The sequence below is a fragment of the Dictyobacter aurantiacus genome, assembly GCF_003967515.1.
Taxonomy (GTDB): Bacteria; Chloroflexota; Ktedonobacteria; order Ktedonobacterales; family Ktedonobacteraceae; genus Dictyobacter; species Dictyobacter aurantiacus.
In genome coordinates, this window is the sequence record NZ_BIFQ01000001.1 from 854,451 (window position 1) to 873,117 (window position 18,667).

The 18,667-nt window shown below is 50.2% G+C and carries 16 protein-coding genes; 5 read left to right on the plus strand and 11 right to left on the minus strand.

What is annotated here, in order from left to right:
• Nucleotides 1-185 precede the first annotated feature (185 nt).
• Nucleotides 186-1,472, minus strand: coding sequence for a hypothetical protein (locus KTT_RS03390; protein WP_126594650.1), 1,287 nt, complete (start codon nucleotides 1,470-1,472; stop codon nucleotides 186-188).
• A 488-nt stretch (nucleotides 1,473-1,960) separates the two neighbouring features.
• On the opposite strand from KTT_RS03390, the gene KTT_RS03395 reads away from it, so the two are divergent.
• Together KTT_RS03395 and KTT_RS03400 are read left to right on the plus strand one after the other, a co-directional pair.
• On the plus strand, nucleotides 1,961-2,575 hold the full coding sequence (locus KTT_RS03395) for a TetR/AcrR family transcriptional regulator (RefSeq protein WP_126594651.1): 615 nt from the start codon (nucleotides 1,961-1,963) through the stop codon (nucleotides 2,573-2,575).
• A 103-nt stretch (nucleotides 2,576-2,678) separates the two neighbouring features.
• The gene (locus KTT_RS03400; protein ID WP_235845587.1) at nucleotides 2,679-3,071 is read left to right on the plus strand and encodes a response regulator; all 393 of its coding nucleotides are present in this window, start codon (nucleotides 2,679-2,681) and stop codon (nucleotides 3,069-3,071) included.
• Between the two features lie 36 nt (nucleotides 3,072-3,107).
• On the opposite strand, the gene KTT_RS03405 is transcribed toward KTT_RS03400, so the two are convergent.
• The 4 genes from KTT_RS03405 to KTT_RS03420 all read right to left on the minus strand — a co-directional run bounded on the left by KTT_RS03405 (nucleotide 3,108) and on the right by KTT_RS03420 (nucleotide 8,601).
• Nucleotides 3,108-4,409, minus strand: coding sequence for a hybrid sensor histidine kinase/response regulator (locus KTT_RS03405; RefSeq protein WP_126594653.1), 1,302 nt, complete (start codon nucleotides 4,407-4,409; stop codon nucleotides 3,108-3,110).
• Between the two features lie 14 nt (nucleotides 4,410-4,423).
• Nucleotides 4,424-5,593: a sensor histidine kinase gene (locus tag KTT_RS03410; RefSeq protein ID WP_126594654.1), complete on the minus strand. Its 1,170-nt coding sequence runs from the start codon at nucleotides 5,591-5,593 to the stop codon at nucleotides 4,424-4,426.
• Entirely contained in the window at nucleotides 5,590-7,257 is a 1,668-nt protein-coding gene (locus tag KTT_RS03415; protein WP_126594655.1) for a PAS domain-containing protein, read from the minus strand. Before KTT_RS03415 ends, KTT_RS03410 begins: the two co-directional genes overlap by 4 nt.
• A 561-nt stretch (nucleotides 7,258-7,818) precedes the next feature.
• Complete coding sequence (locus tag KTT_RS03420; RefSeq protein WP_126594656.1) at nucleotides 7,819-8,601, minus strand: LLM class flavin-dependent oxidoreductase; 783 nt, start codon at nucleotides 8,599-8,601, stop codon at nucleotides 7,819-7,821.
• Nucleotides 8,602-8,842: 241 nt separating this feature from the next.
• Between KTT_RS03420 and KTT_RS03425 the strand changes: the two genes are divergently transcribed.
• The gene (locus tag KTT_RS03425) at nucleotides 8,843-10,099 is read left to right on the plus strand and encodes an ROK family transcriptional regulator (protein WP_126594657.1); all 1,257 of its coding nucleotides are present in this window, start codon (nucleotides 8,843-8,845) and stop codon (nucleotides 10,097-10,099) included.
• Between the two features lie 137 nt (nucleotides 10,100-10,236).
• Nucleotides 10,237-10,911, plus strand: coding sequence for a phosphatase PAP2 family protein (locus tag KTT_RS03430; RefSeq protein ID WP_126594658.1), 675 nt, complete (start codon nucleotides 10,237-10,239; stop codon nucleotides 10,909-10,911).
• Between the two features lie 55 nt (nucleotides 10,912-10,966).
• On the opposite strand, the gene KTT_RS03435 is transcribed toward KTT_RS03430, so the two are convergent.
• The 4 genes from KTT_RS03435 to KTT_RS03450 form a co-directional block, all read right to left on the minus strand.
• Nucleotides 10,967-11,842, minus strand: a complete 876-nt coding sequence (locus KTT_RS03435; RefSeq protein ID WP_160145610.1) for a D-Ala-D-Ala carboxypeptidase family metallohydrolase — start codon at nucleotides 11,840-11,842, stop codon at nucleotides 10,967-10,969.
• Nucleotides 11,843-11,897: 55 nt separating this feature from the next.
• On the minus strand, nucleotides 11,898-13,001 hold the full coding sequence (locus tag KTT_RS03440) for a peptidoglycan recognition protein family protein (protein ID WP_126594660.1): 1,104 nt from the start codon (nucleotides 12,999-13,001) through the stop codon (nucleotides 11,898-11,900).
• A 164-nt stretch (nucleotides 13,002-13,165) separates the two neighbouring features.
• Complete coding sequence (locus KTT_RS03445; protein WP_126594661.1) at nucleotides 13,166-14,269, minus strand: peptidoglycan recognition protein family protein; 1,104 nt, start codon at nucleotides 14,267-14,269, stop codon at nucleotides 13,166-13,168.
• 338 nt (nucleotides 14,270-14,607) lie between these two features.
• Nucleotides 14,608-15,153, minus strand: coding sequence for a hypothetical protein (locus KTT_RS03450; protein ID WP_126594662.1), 546 nt, complete (start codon nucleotides 15,151-15,153; stop codon nucleotides 14,608-14,610).
• Between the two features lie 344 nt (nucleotides 15,154-15,497).
• Here KTT_RS03450 and hisC point away from each other — a divergent pair, with 344 nt between their 5' ends.
• A complete protein-coding gene (gene hisC, locus KTT_RS03455) occupies nucleotides 15,498-16,652 on the plus strand; it encodes a histidinol-phosphate transaminase (protein WP_126594663.1) in 1,155 nt (384 codons plus the stop codon).
• A 356-nt stretch (nucleotides 16,653-17,008) separates the two neighbouring features.
• Here hisC and KTT_RS03460 read toward each other — a convergent pair whose 3' ends face one another.
• Complete coding sequence (locus KTT_RS03460) at nucleotides 17,009-17,191, minus strand: hypothetical protein (protein ID WP_126594664.1); 183 nt, start codon at nucleotides 17,189-17,191, stop codon at nucleotides 17,009-17,011.
• Between the two features lie 438 nt (nucleotides 17,192-17,629).
• Complete coding sequence (locus tag KTT_RS03465; RefSeq protein WP_126594665.1) at nucleotides 17,630-18,259, minus strand: RNA polymerase sigma factor; 630 nt, start codon at nucleotides 18,257-18,259, stop codon at nucleotides 17,630-17,632.
• Nucleotides 18,260-18,667 lie beyond the last annotated feature (408 nt).

The window sequence follows — 18,667 nt, forward strand, 5'->3', positions numbered from 1 at the left end:
GTTGCCCACTCATTAAACATGGCAAAAGGGAACGACCTGATACAACAAAGGGAATATACATGCTACAACCTTAACATCAATCATAGGAGGATCCTTAAATCCTATGTACGAGCTTCTTCCAGGTCGCTGTAATCAGTATACAACATAAATGGGCAATCGGTCAATAAAAACCTTTCAGCGCCTGCTCATGGCGTTGTACGGCGCAGTATCAAATCGATCACGCCTTGAAAGGTGGGAATCTGCGCGCAAAAGATCAACAAAAACGTCGCGAGTTTGTCAGGCGTGGGCTGGCTGAGCATTGAATAAAACCAGCTTCCAATGCGCGCCCCGATGAGCATGGTCCCAATAGCTGGCGGCACCAATAATATCATCCAGAACGTTGTATGCCAGATCGCAAATGTGCAGCAGCTAAAGACAACGCCGCAGATGATATAGCAGACCTGATTTCTTAAACCACACCTGCGACATAGTTCAAACGCCACCGCTGCCACCAAGAGGGGAGCTGGCACCCAGATCGAGGGCTCATGCCATGCCACAGCCAGGATGTCGAGTGGATGAGAGGCACCATGGTAGTGCAACAGCATGAGGGTGTAGAGGTTGCGTGTGGCGATAAAGCACGTCCAGCATAAAGGAGCAACCAGAAAAATTCGTAAGCGCCGGTCCATACAACGCAGTAAAGCCAGCGCAGCACCGGCAAAGAAAGCCACCTGCGGAATGAACAGGGGACAGGTCTGCCTCGTCAGGCCATGATTCAAGTAGATGCGATACATGTGTTGCGCGTCAGGCTCTGTGCGCACAACCGGGAGATTTGCCAGCGCATGCAGTAAATGCGGGGAGTAGTTCAGGTAGAAGGGTCCTAACATAGGAGGACACATGAACTCTATCACGAGCACCGCGATTACAATGTTGGTAAACCAGGATAGGGGACGGTAGTGTCTGAAGGCGATGCGACAGGCGGCAAAGCCAAAGATGATGGTAAACCAGCACCATCCCAGCATATCGTGCGGCATGGACCACTGGGTCTCGTCCAGGCCAAATGCCGAATGCCAGAAGTTATCCAGTATAATCGTAATACATAACAAGGCCAGCCCACTTCCCAGTATGAGAAGGGCCGCTGGAACGCGAAAGGGGATGCGAGGCAACCGCACTGAGGGACCAAACCAGATACGCAGCGAGGGGGTCAGAGCCAGGATCGCCACCAGTGCTCCCGTACTGGCTGTGACAACGAAGACAAAAAAGTGAGGAGGTGACCAGAAGGTATCAAAACGCCTGGTCGCGTGCCAGATACGATCCCAGAGCTTTCCGCTACCGGTTCCGACAAAGAACAGCACAAATGTAAACCAGAAAAGACCATAGGCCCACTTTACACTCCGGGGTTCATTACGTCTCCTATATGACATTGTGTGCAGAGGCAAGTAAGCATCAGGTTCCTGATTTTCATCAGCAGCGGGCGTGTATGTTAGATCATTCATAGTGTATTGCCTCCTGACATGCTAACTTTGGCTGTATCTCTATAGACCACAAAATCAGCAATGCCAATAAAAGCTGACCACCAAGTCATCGTAAAACTATAAGTCAGAGGTTAGTAGCATCAACTATACATGCTGAGAATAGTGTGTGAGATGCTCCTCTTCTTTTTATGAATGATCGCCCACCCATAATTTTTCTGAAGGGGTCAAAGAGCGCCTACTTTGCATTGAAGAAAATACTTTGACTTTCTCAATAAAGTGTGATACACCAGTATAGAAGCTGAGATCATTGCGTGTCGCGAAGATCCATTGCTTATTCTGTCGCGATATTGGAGTTGGGCAAGCTGTTCCATGCGCCTTGCAAAGATAGACATGCGGCCCGGTCATCCATACCGCTATAATTGGCCAGCATTTTTACTGACTACCGGCCCACCAATGTGATACGATAAAGGATACAGAAGGAAACAAAAGCGAAAACCAGGGAGGAACTGATGCCAAAAATCGTAGATGAGCAAATGCGAGAGGCCACACGCCAGCATATTATCCATGAGGCGGCCCACGAGTTTGCTCGTCTCGGCTTCGACCAGGCAAATATCAATCTTATCGCGGAGAAAGCTGGCATCGGCAAAGGAACAATCTACCTTTATTTTGAAAATAAACGCGAGCTTTTCCTGGCCATGTTGCGCTTCATCGCCCAGACTCAACTGGCAGCCATTCGTGGTGCTCTGGCTCAGAATGGAGATCTTCAGACGCGCCTGGAACAGCTCTTTCTGGCATTCGTCCGCCTGGCAGAAGAAGAGAGCGACTCCTTTAACGTCTATATGAGCGCCCTGTATGGCGTCAATCGCGCGTTCAGGACGGAAGCCACAAAACTGCTGCGTGACTACGTGGCGGTAATTGCCATGGTGCTAGAGGAGGCCCAGGCTCGTCATGAAATTCACATCGATGATGTTGATACCACAGCACTGATGGTGCTCTCACTTACAGAATCCTTTATTCTATCTGCCCGTGTCCTGGGTCAGTCACAACAGAGCCTGATGGCGCAGGCCACACGCACTGCGCAGTTCATCCTGCAAGGACTGGGCACACCTCTCCAACCAGAATGATTATTTGAAACTTTCTTGGGCGCTCAAAAGTGTCACTATAAGAAATTCTTTCGTTCCTCACCGAATTTCGAGGGTGAAAAAGATGCAATACCAGGAAAGTAGTATGAAAGAGCCCGACAACCAGGAGAAAATCATCTTAGTTGTTGAGGACGATAAACGTATAGGTTATCTACTTAGCGAAACTATTGAAGAGGAAACACCCTATCGCGTTATGCTTGTGCCGGACGGCTTCCAGGCATTAAAAATTATCCGAACAATAAAACCGCACCTGTTTCTGGTTGATTATATGCTTCCATCTATGGATGGCTTAGAGTTGTATGACCAGCTTCATGCCTTAGAAGAATTTAAGCATATACCAGTTCTTTTTATGAGCGCGACCCCTCCAACACGGGCTCTTCAAGAGCGTGGTGGTATCTGCTGCATCAAGAAGCCGTTTAACCTGGAAGAGTTATTACAGGCTATTGAACGCTGCCTCTTAGAAGATAAGGTCTCATAAAGCAACACGGGTAGTCAGTTTCTTCTGATGATACGATCATATGATCCTGACTACCCATGTTATGTGTAGCGGGAACGTTTTAGCTGCAGATCCTTCTTCCTGAGGTAGAGGTAGAATAATGGAAAAAGTGCTACCTTCTCCGGGGACGCTCTGAACCTCCATGTGTCCTCCATGTTGTTCCACAATCGCACGCGTAATATAGAGTCCCAGACCCAGACCGGTAAATTCGCCCTCTTGCACATTGCTATTGGGAACACGATAGAATTGCTCGTAGATATGTGAGAGGTGTTCAGCGGAGATCCCTGAGCCACAATCAGTTACCGACAGACAGACCTCCGTTGACTGTTGCTGCAAGGTGACCGTGATAGGTGTTCCTTTGGGCGAATATTTGCGCGCATTGGAGAGTAAATTGAGAAATGCCTGTCTGATACGATTGCTATCAATGTTCACTTCAAGGGTCTCATGCTGGTCCAGACAACAAGGGGTGGCGATATCAGCCACCATGAATTCATCCAGCACATTCTGACATAATTTGATCAGGTCATACGAATCGCGTTGCAGGATAAACTGGCTTGTCTGAATATGGATCGCATCGCGTAGATCCTGGATCAGTACACCCAGATGATCGGCCGAAGCCTCCATGGTCTCAATATCGCGAATAACCTTGTCAACGGCCCCGTGGTTTAGCCGTCGATGTGCCAGTTGAAGCAATCCTTTTAAGCTGGTCAGTGGGGTCGCCAGTTCATGTGCAACCATACTGAGCATACGATCCTTGGCCTCATTGACCGACATAAGCTCCCTGGTGCGTTGCTCAACCTGGCTCTCCAGGGAATGTGCATACTGCTCCAAAGCCTGCTGCTTCTCTTGCACCAGGCGCAATAGCTGACGCGTTTGCAGAGCACGTCGGACGGATGCTACGAAAAAATCGCGATCAATGGGCTTCAGGGTATAGTCATACGCACCTTCCTGCAAAGCCTGCATTGCCAGTTCATGCTCGCCATGGCCGGTAATCAGTAAGACCGGTATCTCAGGCATATTTTCATGCAGATTCGCCAGCAACTGCATCCCGTCCATGCCGGGCATCTTGATATCGCTTATCACCGCGTCGTAATCTTTAACCTTGAGCAGCGAAAGCGCTTCAAAGGCTGAAATGGATGTGTCCACCTCAATATCACGCATGCGCAGCCGGAACGTGCGAGAAAGGGCGCTTAATGCCGCGCTGTCATCATCGATAAGCAGGATGCGCGGGGTACGCTTCTTTTTCTCTTGCTCCATCTCCATTAAAGGAGTGGTCGAGCGTGGGCATATCATGTTTTGTTCTTCTCGATACTGTTCCACTTTTGTATGTCCTCCTACGGAACTGCTTCCTCAGCCTGCTGCAAAAGAGGAAGGTGGATTACAAAGGTGGCCCCTTCACCCGGATGGTTTTCAAGGACGATGGTTCCTCCACAATCTCGGATAATGCCATAGGTGATAGAGAGTCCCAATCCGGTTCCCTGCCCAACCTCCTTCGTGGTGAAGAAAGGATCAAAAACGCGCCTCTCCAGTTCCGGTGGAATTCCAGTTCCTGTGTCGCTCACACGTATCTCGACAATATCCTCGTTAACCGTACAACTGATGGTGACACGTTTCTGTTGACTCTTGACCATAGCATCGCGCGCGTTGGTAAGCAGGTTCAGAAATACCTGCTCCAATTGAATCGCGCTTCCAAATACTTTGACCTCATCAGGCGGAAAATTGAGGCACACCTCTATCTGACGCAGGCGCAGCTGTTCCTGAATGAGCATCAGGGCTTCGTGCACAACGAAGCCGAGCAAGATCGGTTCTCGGCGCGCTGATGCTGTTCGGCCAAAAGTACGCAGGTGGGAAATGATGCTGGTGGCCTTCCCAACCTGCTGCATGGTGTTGCGCAGTTCTTGCAAAAGGTGCTGGGGTTCTGTACTCGCCAGACCCAGTTCGACCATGTCGATGGCATTGCCCACAAACAGATTAATGCCGTTCAACGGATTATTCAGCTCATGGGCTACCCCGGTCGTCAATTCACCCAGTGTGGCGAGCTTTCCGGCCTGCACCAGTTGCTCGTGCTTCTCGCGCAACTCCTGCTCCTGACGTTTGATCTCCTCGGTAGTCTCCTTCAGGTCAGTCATAATATGGATCATCGCTTTACGACTTTCCTCCAGGCGCAGATTAGAATGATGAGAGTCCTGCAGAATATGCAGAAGCGTACGGCGCGAATTATCCAGGCGCACCGTCTGTTGAGCCATGCCACGTCGGTCCTGCTCATAGTCGGCCAGGATGTGAATCATGGCTTTGCGTTGATCCGATAGCTGCTTATTGAGCTTATTCAAACCATGCAAGATATGGATCAGGGCACGCCGCCTCTCTTCGCTCCTCATGATGCGCGTCTCAAGCGTCTGATGGTACTCTAACTGACGCTGGTATTCCCGTTCTAACCACTGGCGGTCATGCAGCTTATCGCCGGCCCCCATCATCACAGTGTCTGATGGATCGGAGGTGTTCATTGTTTAATTCCTTGCTCCCGATTATCTACCTGCAGCAAAAGGCTCTCAATGCGCTTTTCAAGGGCAATCATCTTTAGCTCACGGCCAACCACCACCTCTTCAAACTTTTCCAGGTCCAGGATCTTTTCCTGCAATTCTGCTTTCGACTCCTGAAGATCCTGTAACACCTTCTCATAAGCACGCATATCACGCAGGATACCAATGGCACCAATAACGCGTCCGTCGGTATCGCGCAAGGCTGAAGCATTCAGCGTGGTGGGAATCACTTCACCCGAAGCGCTGCGGGGATTGAGGCGCGCATTACGCGTGACGCCACGGGCAATTACCTCGCGTAAGGCGGCCAGAAACTCTCGCGTCTCTTCTGGACCAATGAAGCGCGAGAGCGATTGCTCCAACACTTCATCAGGACGGAAGCCGAGCAGTTCATAGACCGCGTCATTGGCCTGCAGGATCTTACCTTCCAGATCTGAGACAAACACCGGGTCCGGCGCGTTCTTAATCAAACTATCGGAATAGGCCAGGGCCTTATCCAGTTCGCGCATGTCACGCAGAATACCGATGGCACCGATAGCTCGTCCATCAGCATCGCGCAGAGCCGAGGCGTTCAGACTGGTGGGGATAATCTCACCCGAAGCGCTGCGGGGATTGAGGCGCGTATTGCGCGTGACACCGCGCTCAATTACTTCACGCAGGGCGGCGGTAAATTCCCTGGTCTCCTCCGGACTGATGAAGCGTGAAAGCGATTGCTCCAGCACCTCGTCGGTGCGAAATCCCAGTAGCTCATAGACCGCGTCGTTGGCCGAAAGGATCTTACCTTCCAGATCTGAGACAAATACCGGGTCCGGCGCGTTCTTAATCAGGCTATCGGCATAGGCCAGGGCTTTATCCAGTTCACGCATGTCACGCAGGATACCAATGGCGCCGATGACATGTCCATCACTGTTACGCAGAGCCGAGGCGTTCAGACTGGTGGGGATAATCTCACCCGAAGCGCTGCGGGGATTGAGGCGTGCATTGCGCGTGACACCGCGCTCAATTACTTCACGCAGGGCGGCGGTAAATTCCCTGGTCTCCTCCGGACTGATGAAGCGTGAAAGCGATTGCTCCAGCACCTCGTCGGTGCGAAATCCCAGTAGCTCATAGACCGCGTCGTTGGCCGAAAGGATCTTACCTTCCAGATCTGAGACAAATACCGGGTCCGGCGCGTTCTTAATCAGGCTATCGGCATAGGCCAGGGCTTTATCCAGTTCACGCATGTCACGCAGGATACCAATAGCGCCAATAGCGTGACCATCGGCATTGCGCAGAGCCGAGGCGTTCAAGCTGGTAGGAATGATCTCGCCTGAGGCGCTGCGAGGATTAAGGCGCGTATTGCGCGTGACACCGCGCTCAATTACCTCGCGCAGGGCGGCGGTAAATTCCCTGGTCTCCTCCGGACTGATGAAGCGCGAGAGCGATTGCTCCAGTACCTCGTCGGTGCGAAATCCCAGCAATTCATAGACCGCGTCGTTGGCCGAAAGGATCTTGCCTTCCAGATCCGACACAAATACCGGGTCCGGCGCATTCTTGATGATGATATCAGCGTCAAGCGATCCATGCGATTTTACCGGGTAATGCCTTGTTGAAGAGGTATTCGCTGCGGTTGCGGGCATATAATCGGACATACAGGCCTCCACTTTATATCAAAGCGACATGCAAGCGGCAATGTTCTTTTAGTAAAACATCTTCTAACTAGCAGGCAACTCTACGAGTGACGCTATACTAATCTGCTCATACCGCGAACAGCCTCGCGGCTACCGCCATAGGCTCATCTATAAATAGGAGAGATCAACGTATAGATCATAATATAATGTCTATACGAATGTCAACCAAATAAAATTAACTGTAGACCTCTATTTAACAATCTGATTCATATTTAATGCATGCAATTTTCGGCATTTTATTATTAGTAAATCTCTTACCAAAGAAACACATTACTGCAAAGAAGAATTTATTGACAGCAGTTTCCCGGTGACAAGCCAGAATCGACATCACCACTCAGAGTGTGTCTTACTCTCTTCTCCCTGGAGGCACATGAGTACCTCCGCACGCGCGTCCGCTACGCGGCCGTGCTGGTTTTGTGTGTTGGGGCAGTGCGTACGCACTGCCCCAACACACAAAGGACTTTTGAGCACCACAGGTGCGAAAACACCTGCCCCCCAGGGTGACGGGAGTAAGACACATTCTCATTCCATGCGGGGTGGTCCCTGTTGAATGCGGGTACGCATACCTTCTATTCCTCCCGTACTCTGTGGCGTATCCCAAATAGCTTCTATCCACCAGGTAACCCCTGCCTGGGCATATGGACGCACCGTAGCGGCAGCCTGCTCAGGATCATCACCAGAAGTTTGACCTTCAGTGATGATATCAAGCGGGGCTGCTGTAGTGCGCTGTGCCATAATAGTCTGCCTGGCTTGCTGAATCTGGTCCGCGGTCCCACTTAATTTCACTCCATCCCAGCGTGCCGCGCGGCGCAGCTGGCTTTGTTTGTCACTTCCGTGCACCCAGATCGGGATGCGCGGCCTCTGCAGCGGCGGCATACCATTGACCTCATTGATCTGATAGTAAACACCGTCATAGGAGAATGTTTCTCCATTCCACCACCTGTCGACAATATCCAGCCCTTCATCTAGCATCTGTGCACGAATCTTATAATCCTTCACGATACCCATTCTTTCGAGTTCAACAACCCCTAATCCAACCGGCAGAATAACCCGCCCTTGAGAAAGATGATCAAGTGTGGACGCTTCGCTGGCCACCTTCCAGGGTTGCTGACGCGGTAATGGCGTGACCATCGTGCCCAGGCGTACACGATCCGTGTGCAGGGCCACAGCAGTCAACGCAACCCACGGATCGGTCCCTCCACCATCCCAGTAAAAGACTCCATCCCATCCCACGTTTTCAGCCTCTTGAGCTAATTCAACCAGTGTATGGGCGTCCACATAAGGGAACGCAAGTCCATATTGCATCGATAACTCCATTTCCTTCTCATGACAATTTTATATAGAGCTCACATAGTGTACGTGTCATTTCATGACACCTTTCGTCATATACCGGCCAGGGAATATTTGGAGGATATGCATTTTGGTATCTGTGTCTATTGACAATACGAGCAGATAAAAACACATAATAGCTATACCATAAAAGTCGGATTTGGCAGAAAAACTATGATATCGTGTCCGTGATGCATAAGAGAGGAACACTTCATTCATGGCACCGACGCGTACTGGTAGCAAACGGCTACTGCATGATCTCAATCAGAGCATTGTATTTAATCTGATCATGGAACATCAAGCAATTTCACGCATAAAGCTGGCTCGTAAAAGCGGTTTACCAGCATCAACCATCACAAAGATTGTAGGCAATTTACTGGCCGCCGGGCTAGTGCTGGAAGTCAGCGCTGATGAGTCCAGCGGTGGCAGGCGGCCTGTGCTATTGAGCATCAATGCGTCCGCTGGTTATGTCGTTGGAGTGAGATTGCGTGAAGCGACAATCACATTAACGATATGTGACCTCCAATGCAATAGTACCTATACCAGAGAATGCTCATACCAGCCTGGCACTGCTCCACAGCAAGTAATTACCATCATGGCGACGGCGATCAGAGACCTGGTTGCTGAAGCAGGACTTACCATGCAGCAAATTTTTGGGGTTGGTATCGGCCTCTCTGGCCTGATCGATTCGGCCCGGGGCTTATGCCGCGTCTCTACAATCCTTGGCTGGCAAAACGTTGAGCTTGGACCAGCATTGGAACGTCAACTCAAGATACCGGTGCGCGTCGATAACGATGTCAATACGCTCAGCATCGCCGAACACCTGTTTGGGCAGGGACGGGAGGCGGATAATTTTTTACTGGTAACTATTGGACGCGGGATCGGCATGGGCATTGTTCTGGGAGGTGCGATTTATCGCGGCTCATTTGGGGGCGCAGGTGAGTTCGGGCACATGACAGTTGATGTGCGACCGGATGCGCCTCTCTGTAATTGTGGAAAACGTGGCTGCCTGGAGGCGCTGGCCTCCGATTACGGGATTGTGCGTACCGCGCTGGGAACCGATCCCGGCCATGCCATTGAAGATGCGATCGTGAACTTAATAGCCCGCGCCCATGCTGGGGAGTCTGAAATCGTAGCAATCTTCCGTCAAGCCGGGATAACCATGGGCATCGCCATCGCTAACCTGATCAATATCTTTGAACCCTCTCATATCTTAATCGCCGGTGAGGGTCTGAGAGCAGGCGATCTTTTCCTGGAACCTATGCGGCAGACCATTCCGCGGCATACCTTTGATGCGCGCGACGATATCGAGCTTCTCATCTGCCCTACCAGCGATGATTTATGGGCTCGTGGCGCAGCCAGCCTGATCTTACATGAGATTTTTCAATCCCCTATCTATGAGGACGAAGAGGCGCTCGCGCTTGATGATCTTGTTTCACAGGCTAGCAAAGCGCAGAAACACCATAAAAAGTAGGATGTGAGAGCGCGACGTCTGCTGTCTTTATCTATTGCCCGGCGGCAGCTAGCACAGGTTGAAACGCATAGATCGGTCCAATCGTATCTTATGCATCGAGAGATGCTAACACAAGAAATATGGGACCATAAAAGATTATGAAGCGTGATAAACTCTTGCTCATTGGTGCATTGACGCAATTTACCCTTTTTATTCCTGCGACGATCTGGGCGATCAGGCAAAAACAACCTCGCATTGAGGTAGCTATCGCCCGCCGCATGCAACAAAAACAATCTCCATTTTCACATGGTACTGTACATGTGTTAAATAAAATCCTATGTTCTTCTGCCGCCCTTGATATTCTGATATTTCCAATGGCAGGATTATTGTGGAAGAAACATCGACAATATGATGCACTGCTCACCCTGGCAACGTACTGGTTCAGTCAGCTCATCAAGATGGGAATCAAATATGCAGTCAGGCGCCCTCGCCCTGATCCTCAACTCATGCGTACCACAAAACCCAGGAACAGCAAAAGCTTCCCAAGCGGAGATGTTGCCTCTACGGTACACTTCTGGGGATGGCTGATGACCCTGATGCTCGGCTCAAAAAACATCAGTAAACCGCTTAAAGCTTTATCAGTGAGCATCGTCGCGCTATTGACAGCGTTTGTCGGTCCAGCCCGCATCTATCTCGGTGACCACTGGACCTCAGATGTTCTCGGCGGCTACCTGCTGGGCGGCGGATGGCTGTGCCTATCACTGTATACATATAGGAAATGGCAAGCGGCAGACACCTCCTGCGTATACCCACCCATCCGTCGACTCCAATGAAAAGATCGGCTGCGACCTGGCATCTGGACCAGGTCGCCGTCACCTTCACTATTGCCTACCAGTTAGTATAAGGAGGATTGTCGTAGAACGAGCGCCAGTCAGCGTGTAGATGTGGCTGGTCAGACTGCCAGGGTTCGATGTAGCTGGCATTCTCCTGATTGGCGTAACCCTGCAGGGTGGTCCATTCACTATAAGAGCTGACGGCAATATCTACCGCCTGCCCGAATGTATGCGAGCTGCAGGTGGCCGATCCGCTCACCAGTGCGTTGTGCGCCGGGTCACGGTAACCGCTGGTGATCGTGAGCGGACCACCCCAATCGCTACGGATATTCTGCACGTGCTGCACCATGATAGGATCGACCACAGCATCGGAAACAGTGATATTGTGTAGAAACTCGCTCAGCTGAAAATTGGTGGCCACATGGTACGCACCGGTGGTGCTATCGTTAGGGATAAACCAGATTGGCGTGTTGTAGCAGGTATCATTATACTGGGCATATTGGGCGGTAAGGCTGGCATTGGTCTCCATCCTGATAACAACACCACTGGGATACTTGGCAGCACCCACCACATTACTCGTCGCCACACGATTTCCGCTGGCATCATAAGCCTGCAGCTGGAAATAGCGATAGCCGATTGAGGAGTCAAGTGAAAGGGTTGAAGATGAACTGCTGCCAGCAATTCGTTGCTGGACCGTGAAGGCGTTTGTCATCCCTGGACGCATGGAGGCGATGAGGTTGTATGTACTGGCCCCCACGCTATTGTTCCATGAGAAGCTCAGTTGATCACCAGTATAAACCTCCTGCGATATTCCGAGGCTCAGGGTCGCCGCATGTGCCGCCGAGCCATTGTAAATAGCACAAATAGCGAGGCCTAGTAGCAACAGGACCGCAACCAGAGCAGATCGCAGGCGAGTGAAATACTTTCGCATGAGAGTTTCCTTTCCATAAAAAAATGATGGTGATGACTCTCCAAAAAAGGACAGGCTATGCAACGATCCCGCCAACCAGCGCGCACCATGTATTCGTCTGCACATTGCCATTGACTGGCAAACCCATATTGCGCTGGAAACTTTGCACCTGGCCCATAGTGGCGGGGCCAAATTGCCCATCAACGCTACAGGCATAGCCCTTGCTGTTCAACTGGCTCTGAACAGCCTTTACCCCATCACCCGAGCTCCCATTTGTGAGAGGTGTAACAAGTGCCTCCCACGTCTGCTGGCCAACGATGCCATCCGCGCCAAGTCCTTTCGACGACTGGAAACTGGTCACACTCGCGGCCGTACCACTTCCAAAGCTTCCATCCACGCTCGTACTGTACCCATGGGAACTCAGCAAATATTGAATGGTGCTCACATTCTCGCCACTGATCCCATTTTTAATCAGGGGCCACGTACGCGCGGGCAGGGTCTGGCCCAGCCTGGCGAGCACCTGCAGACGCAGATCACGCAATCGTCCGTACAACTGTGTGCCAGGACAACCGGTGTTGTAGAAGTCGCGATGTCCAAAGATGGCATTGGCATTGAGGCCATACTGCTGGCAGATATAGGTACATAAATTGATCAGCGAGTTCCAGAGAACATCGGGTGGAAGGATTGAGTTGTAGCTTCCTTCATCTTCAATACCGATTGCATAATCGTTGAGCACCGGACAATGCGCCCCCTGCACCATCTGCATTCCCCCTTGTAGTGTTTGCAGGCTCTGGTGGCGCCCCTCCATAATGTAACCGCCACGGCTGATGGTGAAATGTTGACCTGTATCGATCCATCCATTGGCGAAGTGAGATTGTTGGATCGAACGGGCCAGCGCATAGGCCGCACTTTGTGAGTTGTCAGTCGTATTGGGAGTATCGGTATGATGCACGAGAATGGTAGTAGGCTTATACGAGAAGACAGTAATCGGTGCTCTAGCCGGTTGCGCGCCCCAGGCCGTGGTGCCGGAGATCGTAGGGGCCGCCGACACATCGGGCGAAAAACAGAGTATGAGTTGAGCTCCACCCAGCGCGGCTACGGTACCAGCGCCAAGCTTGATCAACGTGCGGCGATCCAGCGTCCATGTCTGTGGATCGCGCGCCACAGAGGAATGTTCCATAGCGTAATCCTTTACACTCATAGATCAACAACATTGTAGGCGAGGGAATAGTAAGAACCATCAGGCACATCTGGCACTGATGATGCGGTTCTCTCATAGAGAGCATATCCATTTTCATGAAAAAGCTAGTTTTTAGGACCAGGACTTGATGTAGCTGCGTTTCTTTAGGCTACCATGCCACCGACCAGCGCACACCACGTATTCGGACCAACATAACCTACAACCGGCAGCCCCATGTTGCTTTGAAATTGTTGCACCACGCTTGTAGTGATGGGACCAAACCGACCATTAACAACGCAGGCATAACCCTTACTATTTAACTGGCTTTGGAGCGCCAGGACCCCATCTCCTGCGCTTCCAATCGCCAGCGGCGTAATCAACGTCTCCCATGTCTGGGGGCCGACAAAGCCGACTGCGCTGAGACCTCTGGCTGCCTGGAACTTGGCGATATTGCTCGCTGTGCTATTCCCGAACATGCCGGTCACATCCGTGTGGTAACCATACGAGCGCAGCAAATATTGAATGGTCTTTACATTTTCGCCGCTGATCCCACTTTTGATGACAGGCCAGGTGCGCGTAGGCAGCGCCTGGCCCAGTCTGGCGTGAACCTGCAGGCGCAGGTCACGCAGTCGTCCATAGAGTTCCGTCCCCGGACAATCGGTCCCATAAAAGTCGCGATGCCCGAAAATAGCATTGGCATTGAGGCCATATTGTTGACAGACATATGTGCATAAATTGACTAAAGAGATCCAGAGAGCATCAGGAGGAAGAGCAGCATTATAGTTGCCTTCATTTTCAATGCCCACCGCGTAGCTGTTAAGTATGGGGCAATGAGAACCGCGCACGAAGTAGTCTCGCGCCTGCAGCATTTGCAGGCTCTTATGACGCCCTTCCATGATGTAGCCACCACGGCTGATAGTGAAATGCTGGCCTGTATCGATCCACCCATTGGCGAAGTGATATTGCTGGATTGAGCGTCCCAGCGCATATGCTTCGCTGCGCGAATAATTGATCGTATTGAGGGTATCGGTATGATGAATCAGGATGGTGGTCGGCTTATAAGGGAGGATTGTATTTGGTCCCTTGGCTGGCTGCGCGCCCCACGTAGCGGTACTGGCAATCAAGGGAGCCGCGGAAACATCTGGTTGAGAGAAGAGCATGAGTTGCACACCACCCAGTGTGGCCAGGGTTCCGGCGCCAAGCTTGATCAACGTGCGACGATCCAACCTACAGGTCTGTTGATTCGCTTTCGCGGGGGTATCATCCATCGCTTGATCCTTTACTTTCATAAGACAAACAGCATCATGCAACAGACAAAGAGCGCGAACCTTCAGAGGCACTGCACTTGAGTTATTCCATTTCTCTTACAAAGAAGCATATCCGATTTTTATCAATAAATCCAGCTTTCAACCCCTTTGTTTTATAACAAATTTACTTTCTAATTTTTGCTTGTGCTACATAGTGATAAGTAAATGAAGCTCTATGAGGAATGGAAATGGAATATTAAAGAGGAGAGATGCAAGAGAATATATCAATATTCTCTTGCATCTCTCCTCTTGGCTGGTATCTGGTGGTTCTTCAGGTGCCAGATCAGAGAGCCTTCAGCTTATATATTCCAGTCGCCGTATTGCAGGACATAGACGAGGGCCCAGTCCTGGTCATTGGCCACAGGGTCCGCTATATGTGCCGGGTTTCCGTCAACACAGCCAGGATAGACGAAGGCGCATGTAGCGGAACCGTCATCGGCAAAATTAACCAAGTTCGCCTTCAAAATGGCGTCCGCCATCGCTTTTGCATTGGGGCAATCGATCCTTTTTGGTAGCCGCTCCAGCACAGCCGCATTCAATACGCTCCAATAGTGAGGGAAGACATCCCCCCACAGATGCAATGCTCCAAACCAGTAGCCATCCCAGTGACGGATAGGAATGTGGCGCAGGCGCGCATGTGGTTGCGGACCCGCGAAGGCCAGCAGCCAGGGCAAGCGCTCCTGAATCGCGGCCAGATATGTATCAGAAGGGTTAAGGTGATACGCCGAGATCAGGAGCTGCAGCAGAGGAGCCACTATAGATTGTTCGTAATTAACCTCGTGCGCGGGCAGATCAATTCCCACCGATAGGAAATAATCTGCGTGGACCAGCACCTGTTGGCGCAAGCGCTCGGCTCGCTCTTCCTCGGCCCGTTCTCCTCAGTTGCGCAATGACCGCTTCAGCGCTCTCTGCTACTCCAACCGCCAGGAATTTGGAGCCACCCAGTTCATAGTAGCGCTCAAGAATAGAGCAGGCGGTCGACCAATCTTCGTGATTACTATAGAGGTGATAATGATTCAAAAAGTAATCAACAAACCAGGGTTTATTTTGTTTGCAATCAATTTTTGGATATCGCAATATACACTGAGATGCATGTTACTTTTCTATGCATTTCGTCGTATTTTCACTATAGAAAATTTCATCTCTATTTCCTGATATATTATTCATTTCCCACATAGAAAGATAGTTTATGAACACAGAGGCTACAGAGAGTGCGTTATTGACTCCACACGCAACAACTTCTAATCGCCACCCTCATCAACCTGATATTGATCATCTGTTACCATATACACCTGGCGAATCGTTGCAGACCTTTAGCCAACGCACCGGCATTCCTGCGAACAAAGTCATTAAGTTGAACGCCAATGAAAGTCCTTATGGTCCAGTTCCCTCTGCATTACAGATGTTACGAGACCATGACTGGTATAATCAGTATCCTGACGTCCAGGCCCAGGTGCTCACCGAAGCGATCTCTCGCTATACGGGAGTTGAGGGTGCGCATGTTGTACTGGGTCATGGCAGTATGGAGGTGATCCGCCTCCTCTGGTCTTTGTTTCTCAGTCCAGGGGATGAGATCATTACCTGCTCGCCGACGTTCTCGCTCTATACTTCAGCGACTCGCGAACGGAGAGCACATTTACGCAATATCCCACGTCGGGCTGATTACTCTATCGATCTGGCTGCGGTCCTGGCCGAGTTGACGCCAGCAGCCCGCATGATCGTACTGTGCTCACCCAATAATCCGACTGGAAATCCGCTTCCGGAAGAGGAGCTTCTTACTCTGCTCAAGACGGGACTGATCGTGGTTGTGGACGAAGCATATGTCGAGTTTTCGAGTCATCCAACCGGCTATGCACACCTCGTTCCTCACTATCAGAATCTGGTCGTCATCCGCACATTCAGCAAGTGGGCTGGTCTGGCAGGTCTACGTGTGGGCTATGGACTCTTTCCTGAGTGGATTGTAAACTCTGCTCGACAGGCCCAGTATCCCTTTGCGGTTAACGTCGCCGGTCACCTGGCTGCTACAGCTACCTTGAACCATCTTGATGAGGCACGTGAACGTGTACAGTGGATCATTGAAGAACGTGAACGGCTCTCCCACGTCCTGGCGAGCTATCCTTTCCTGCACCCAATCCCTTCGGAGGGCAACTTTATTCTGGCCCGCATAGATCATCAGCAGGTTAGCCTCTGTCAGTTCCAAAACACAATGGAAAAGCATGGTCTCCTGCTGCGCTACTTCCCACTTCTAGATAAACACCATGACTACGTTCGTGTTACTGTGGGCCTGCCAGAACATACTACCCGTCTGGCACAAGCCATTGAGCAGATAGATGTGGCTCTATAAATATGCATAGAGGTTACCTTTTTTCTTTAAGCCGTGTTCTGTATAAGACCCGAAATAGGAATATAAATTTGTATAAGAGTGAATTAAACCAGCAATCCGATATAGAATTGAAAGGACCAGCACAAGATGAACAATTTATTGCCCGCCTTCAATCAGATCTGCTGCCTTATCCCTTGCCCGGCCGCCCTCCTCGCCTTTGCGCTTCCATTGATGTCTTTAGCTGTACAAAAAAGACGCCAGAAATCACATACAGCAATTGACAGTTAAGTATACACAAAAGAGGGAGGCCATTATACATATGCATGATGGCCTCCCTCTTTTGTGTGGCTCTATCAGCTATTATTCTATTCCTATCCTTAGACGGCTGTTGTTCTATTGGTGGCAACGATATCCTCATGTACAAAGAAGCCAACCGCAATAGCGACAATACCAATAATGAGATGGAAGACATTGTCGCCCGCGTTAACGTGCATAAGACCAAACCAATCACAACAAAGATGATCCCAAGGGTCAACAATACGATTCGGTGTCCAAACCATAATCATTCCTCCTCATTAATATTAGACATACATATACAATTCCTCACGTAATTTCTTATAAAAATTTTCATTCTCCTATTACTATACTTTTATATGATATCCTCTTGATTCTTCTATTATCCACAACTAATACATAAAATAGATCATAATCTATAGACTCCGCGCCTCCAGCCCTGATACTACACGCCTGCGGGGCTCAGATGCCTGTGTAGCGTTGGTGCATGGGTGCGCGAATGCGCACCCATGCACCAACGCAAAAAAACCGTGCGGCCGCTGCGCGGCAGCACGGGTGAGAGCGCTCACGTGTCCCCACGATGACGAGAGTCAGATACATTCTACAAAAAATAAGCAATAATCAGATGAGAATCTTGATCAGCGGAAATGCTATCTGAATGGTCATTTAACTGTTACTCTAATTCGAGGGAGTAGATGATGAGCTTATTGTAATTTACTGCCGAAGATAGCATCTTTCTTGAGCTCTTCACGCAGATAGCGCTTGGCACGATTAAAGTATGTTTTAGCTGTGGCTTCTGGAATACCCATGATGCGTCCAATGTCTCCAAAGCGAAGGTTTGATGTATAGCGTAAAAGCACAACGGTCTTCATTTTTACAGAAAGGGTCGAAATGGCGCGCTCCAGCTTTTCCTGCAAGACATGTTGTTCGCATAGCTCGTCGATAGGCGTTGCTGCATCAGGCATATCAAAAGCCACCTCCTCTCCACGGTCATTCTCAGAGATAAGCTGGGAGAAATGCATGCAGAGCTTATTATGACCGTGCCTCACTTCATCAACACAGCAATTATGAGCCACGTGATATAGCCAGGGCTTGAGAGGCTTGGAGGCATCTAATTGTGGTAGAGCGATATAAAATCGCAGAAACACATCCTGTAATGTATCACCAGCTTGCTCATAATCATTCAGAAAATGATAGATGAAATGAAACAGCGGCTTTTCATAGCGCTTTACAAGATCAGCAAATACCTCCCGATTCCCAGCAAGCACAAGTTTTACTAATGCCGCATCAGAAACGGTAGCCTCGTTTTTATGTGAATATTGGGTATGGACCATAAGCAAAGTTTCCTTAACTACCAGCTATCTATCTCAAGTTGGGGTTATAACATCTTTAAGAGGTTTATGCCAATAAGGTTACCACCTTAGCAATAAAAAGTCTATGGAATTTCCAGGAATTAAAAGTGATCAATACCCATTTTAATCGAATACTAATCGAATACGCCGATTATTAGAAACAGCAGAGCAATGCCATGTACTGCTGAGAATAAATGCATAAAGCAGCTTTTTTGCCTGATCAATACAGGAGATACCTGATCAATACAAAACATAAATGAGAGCGTGTCTTACTCTCATCGTATAGAGGCACGTGAGCGCCCCCCCCGCACGGGTGGCCGCTGACGCGGCCGCGCTGGTTTTGTGTGTTGATGCAACAGGAGCACGGGTGCAACCCCCGTTGCACCACTC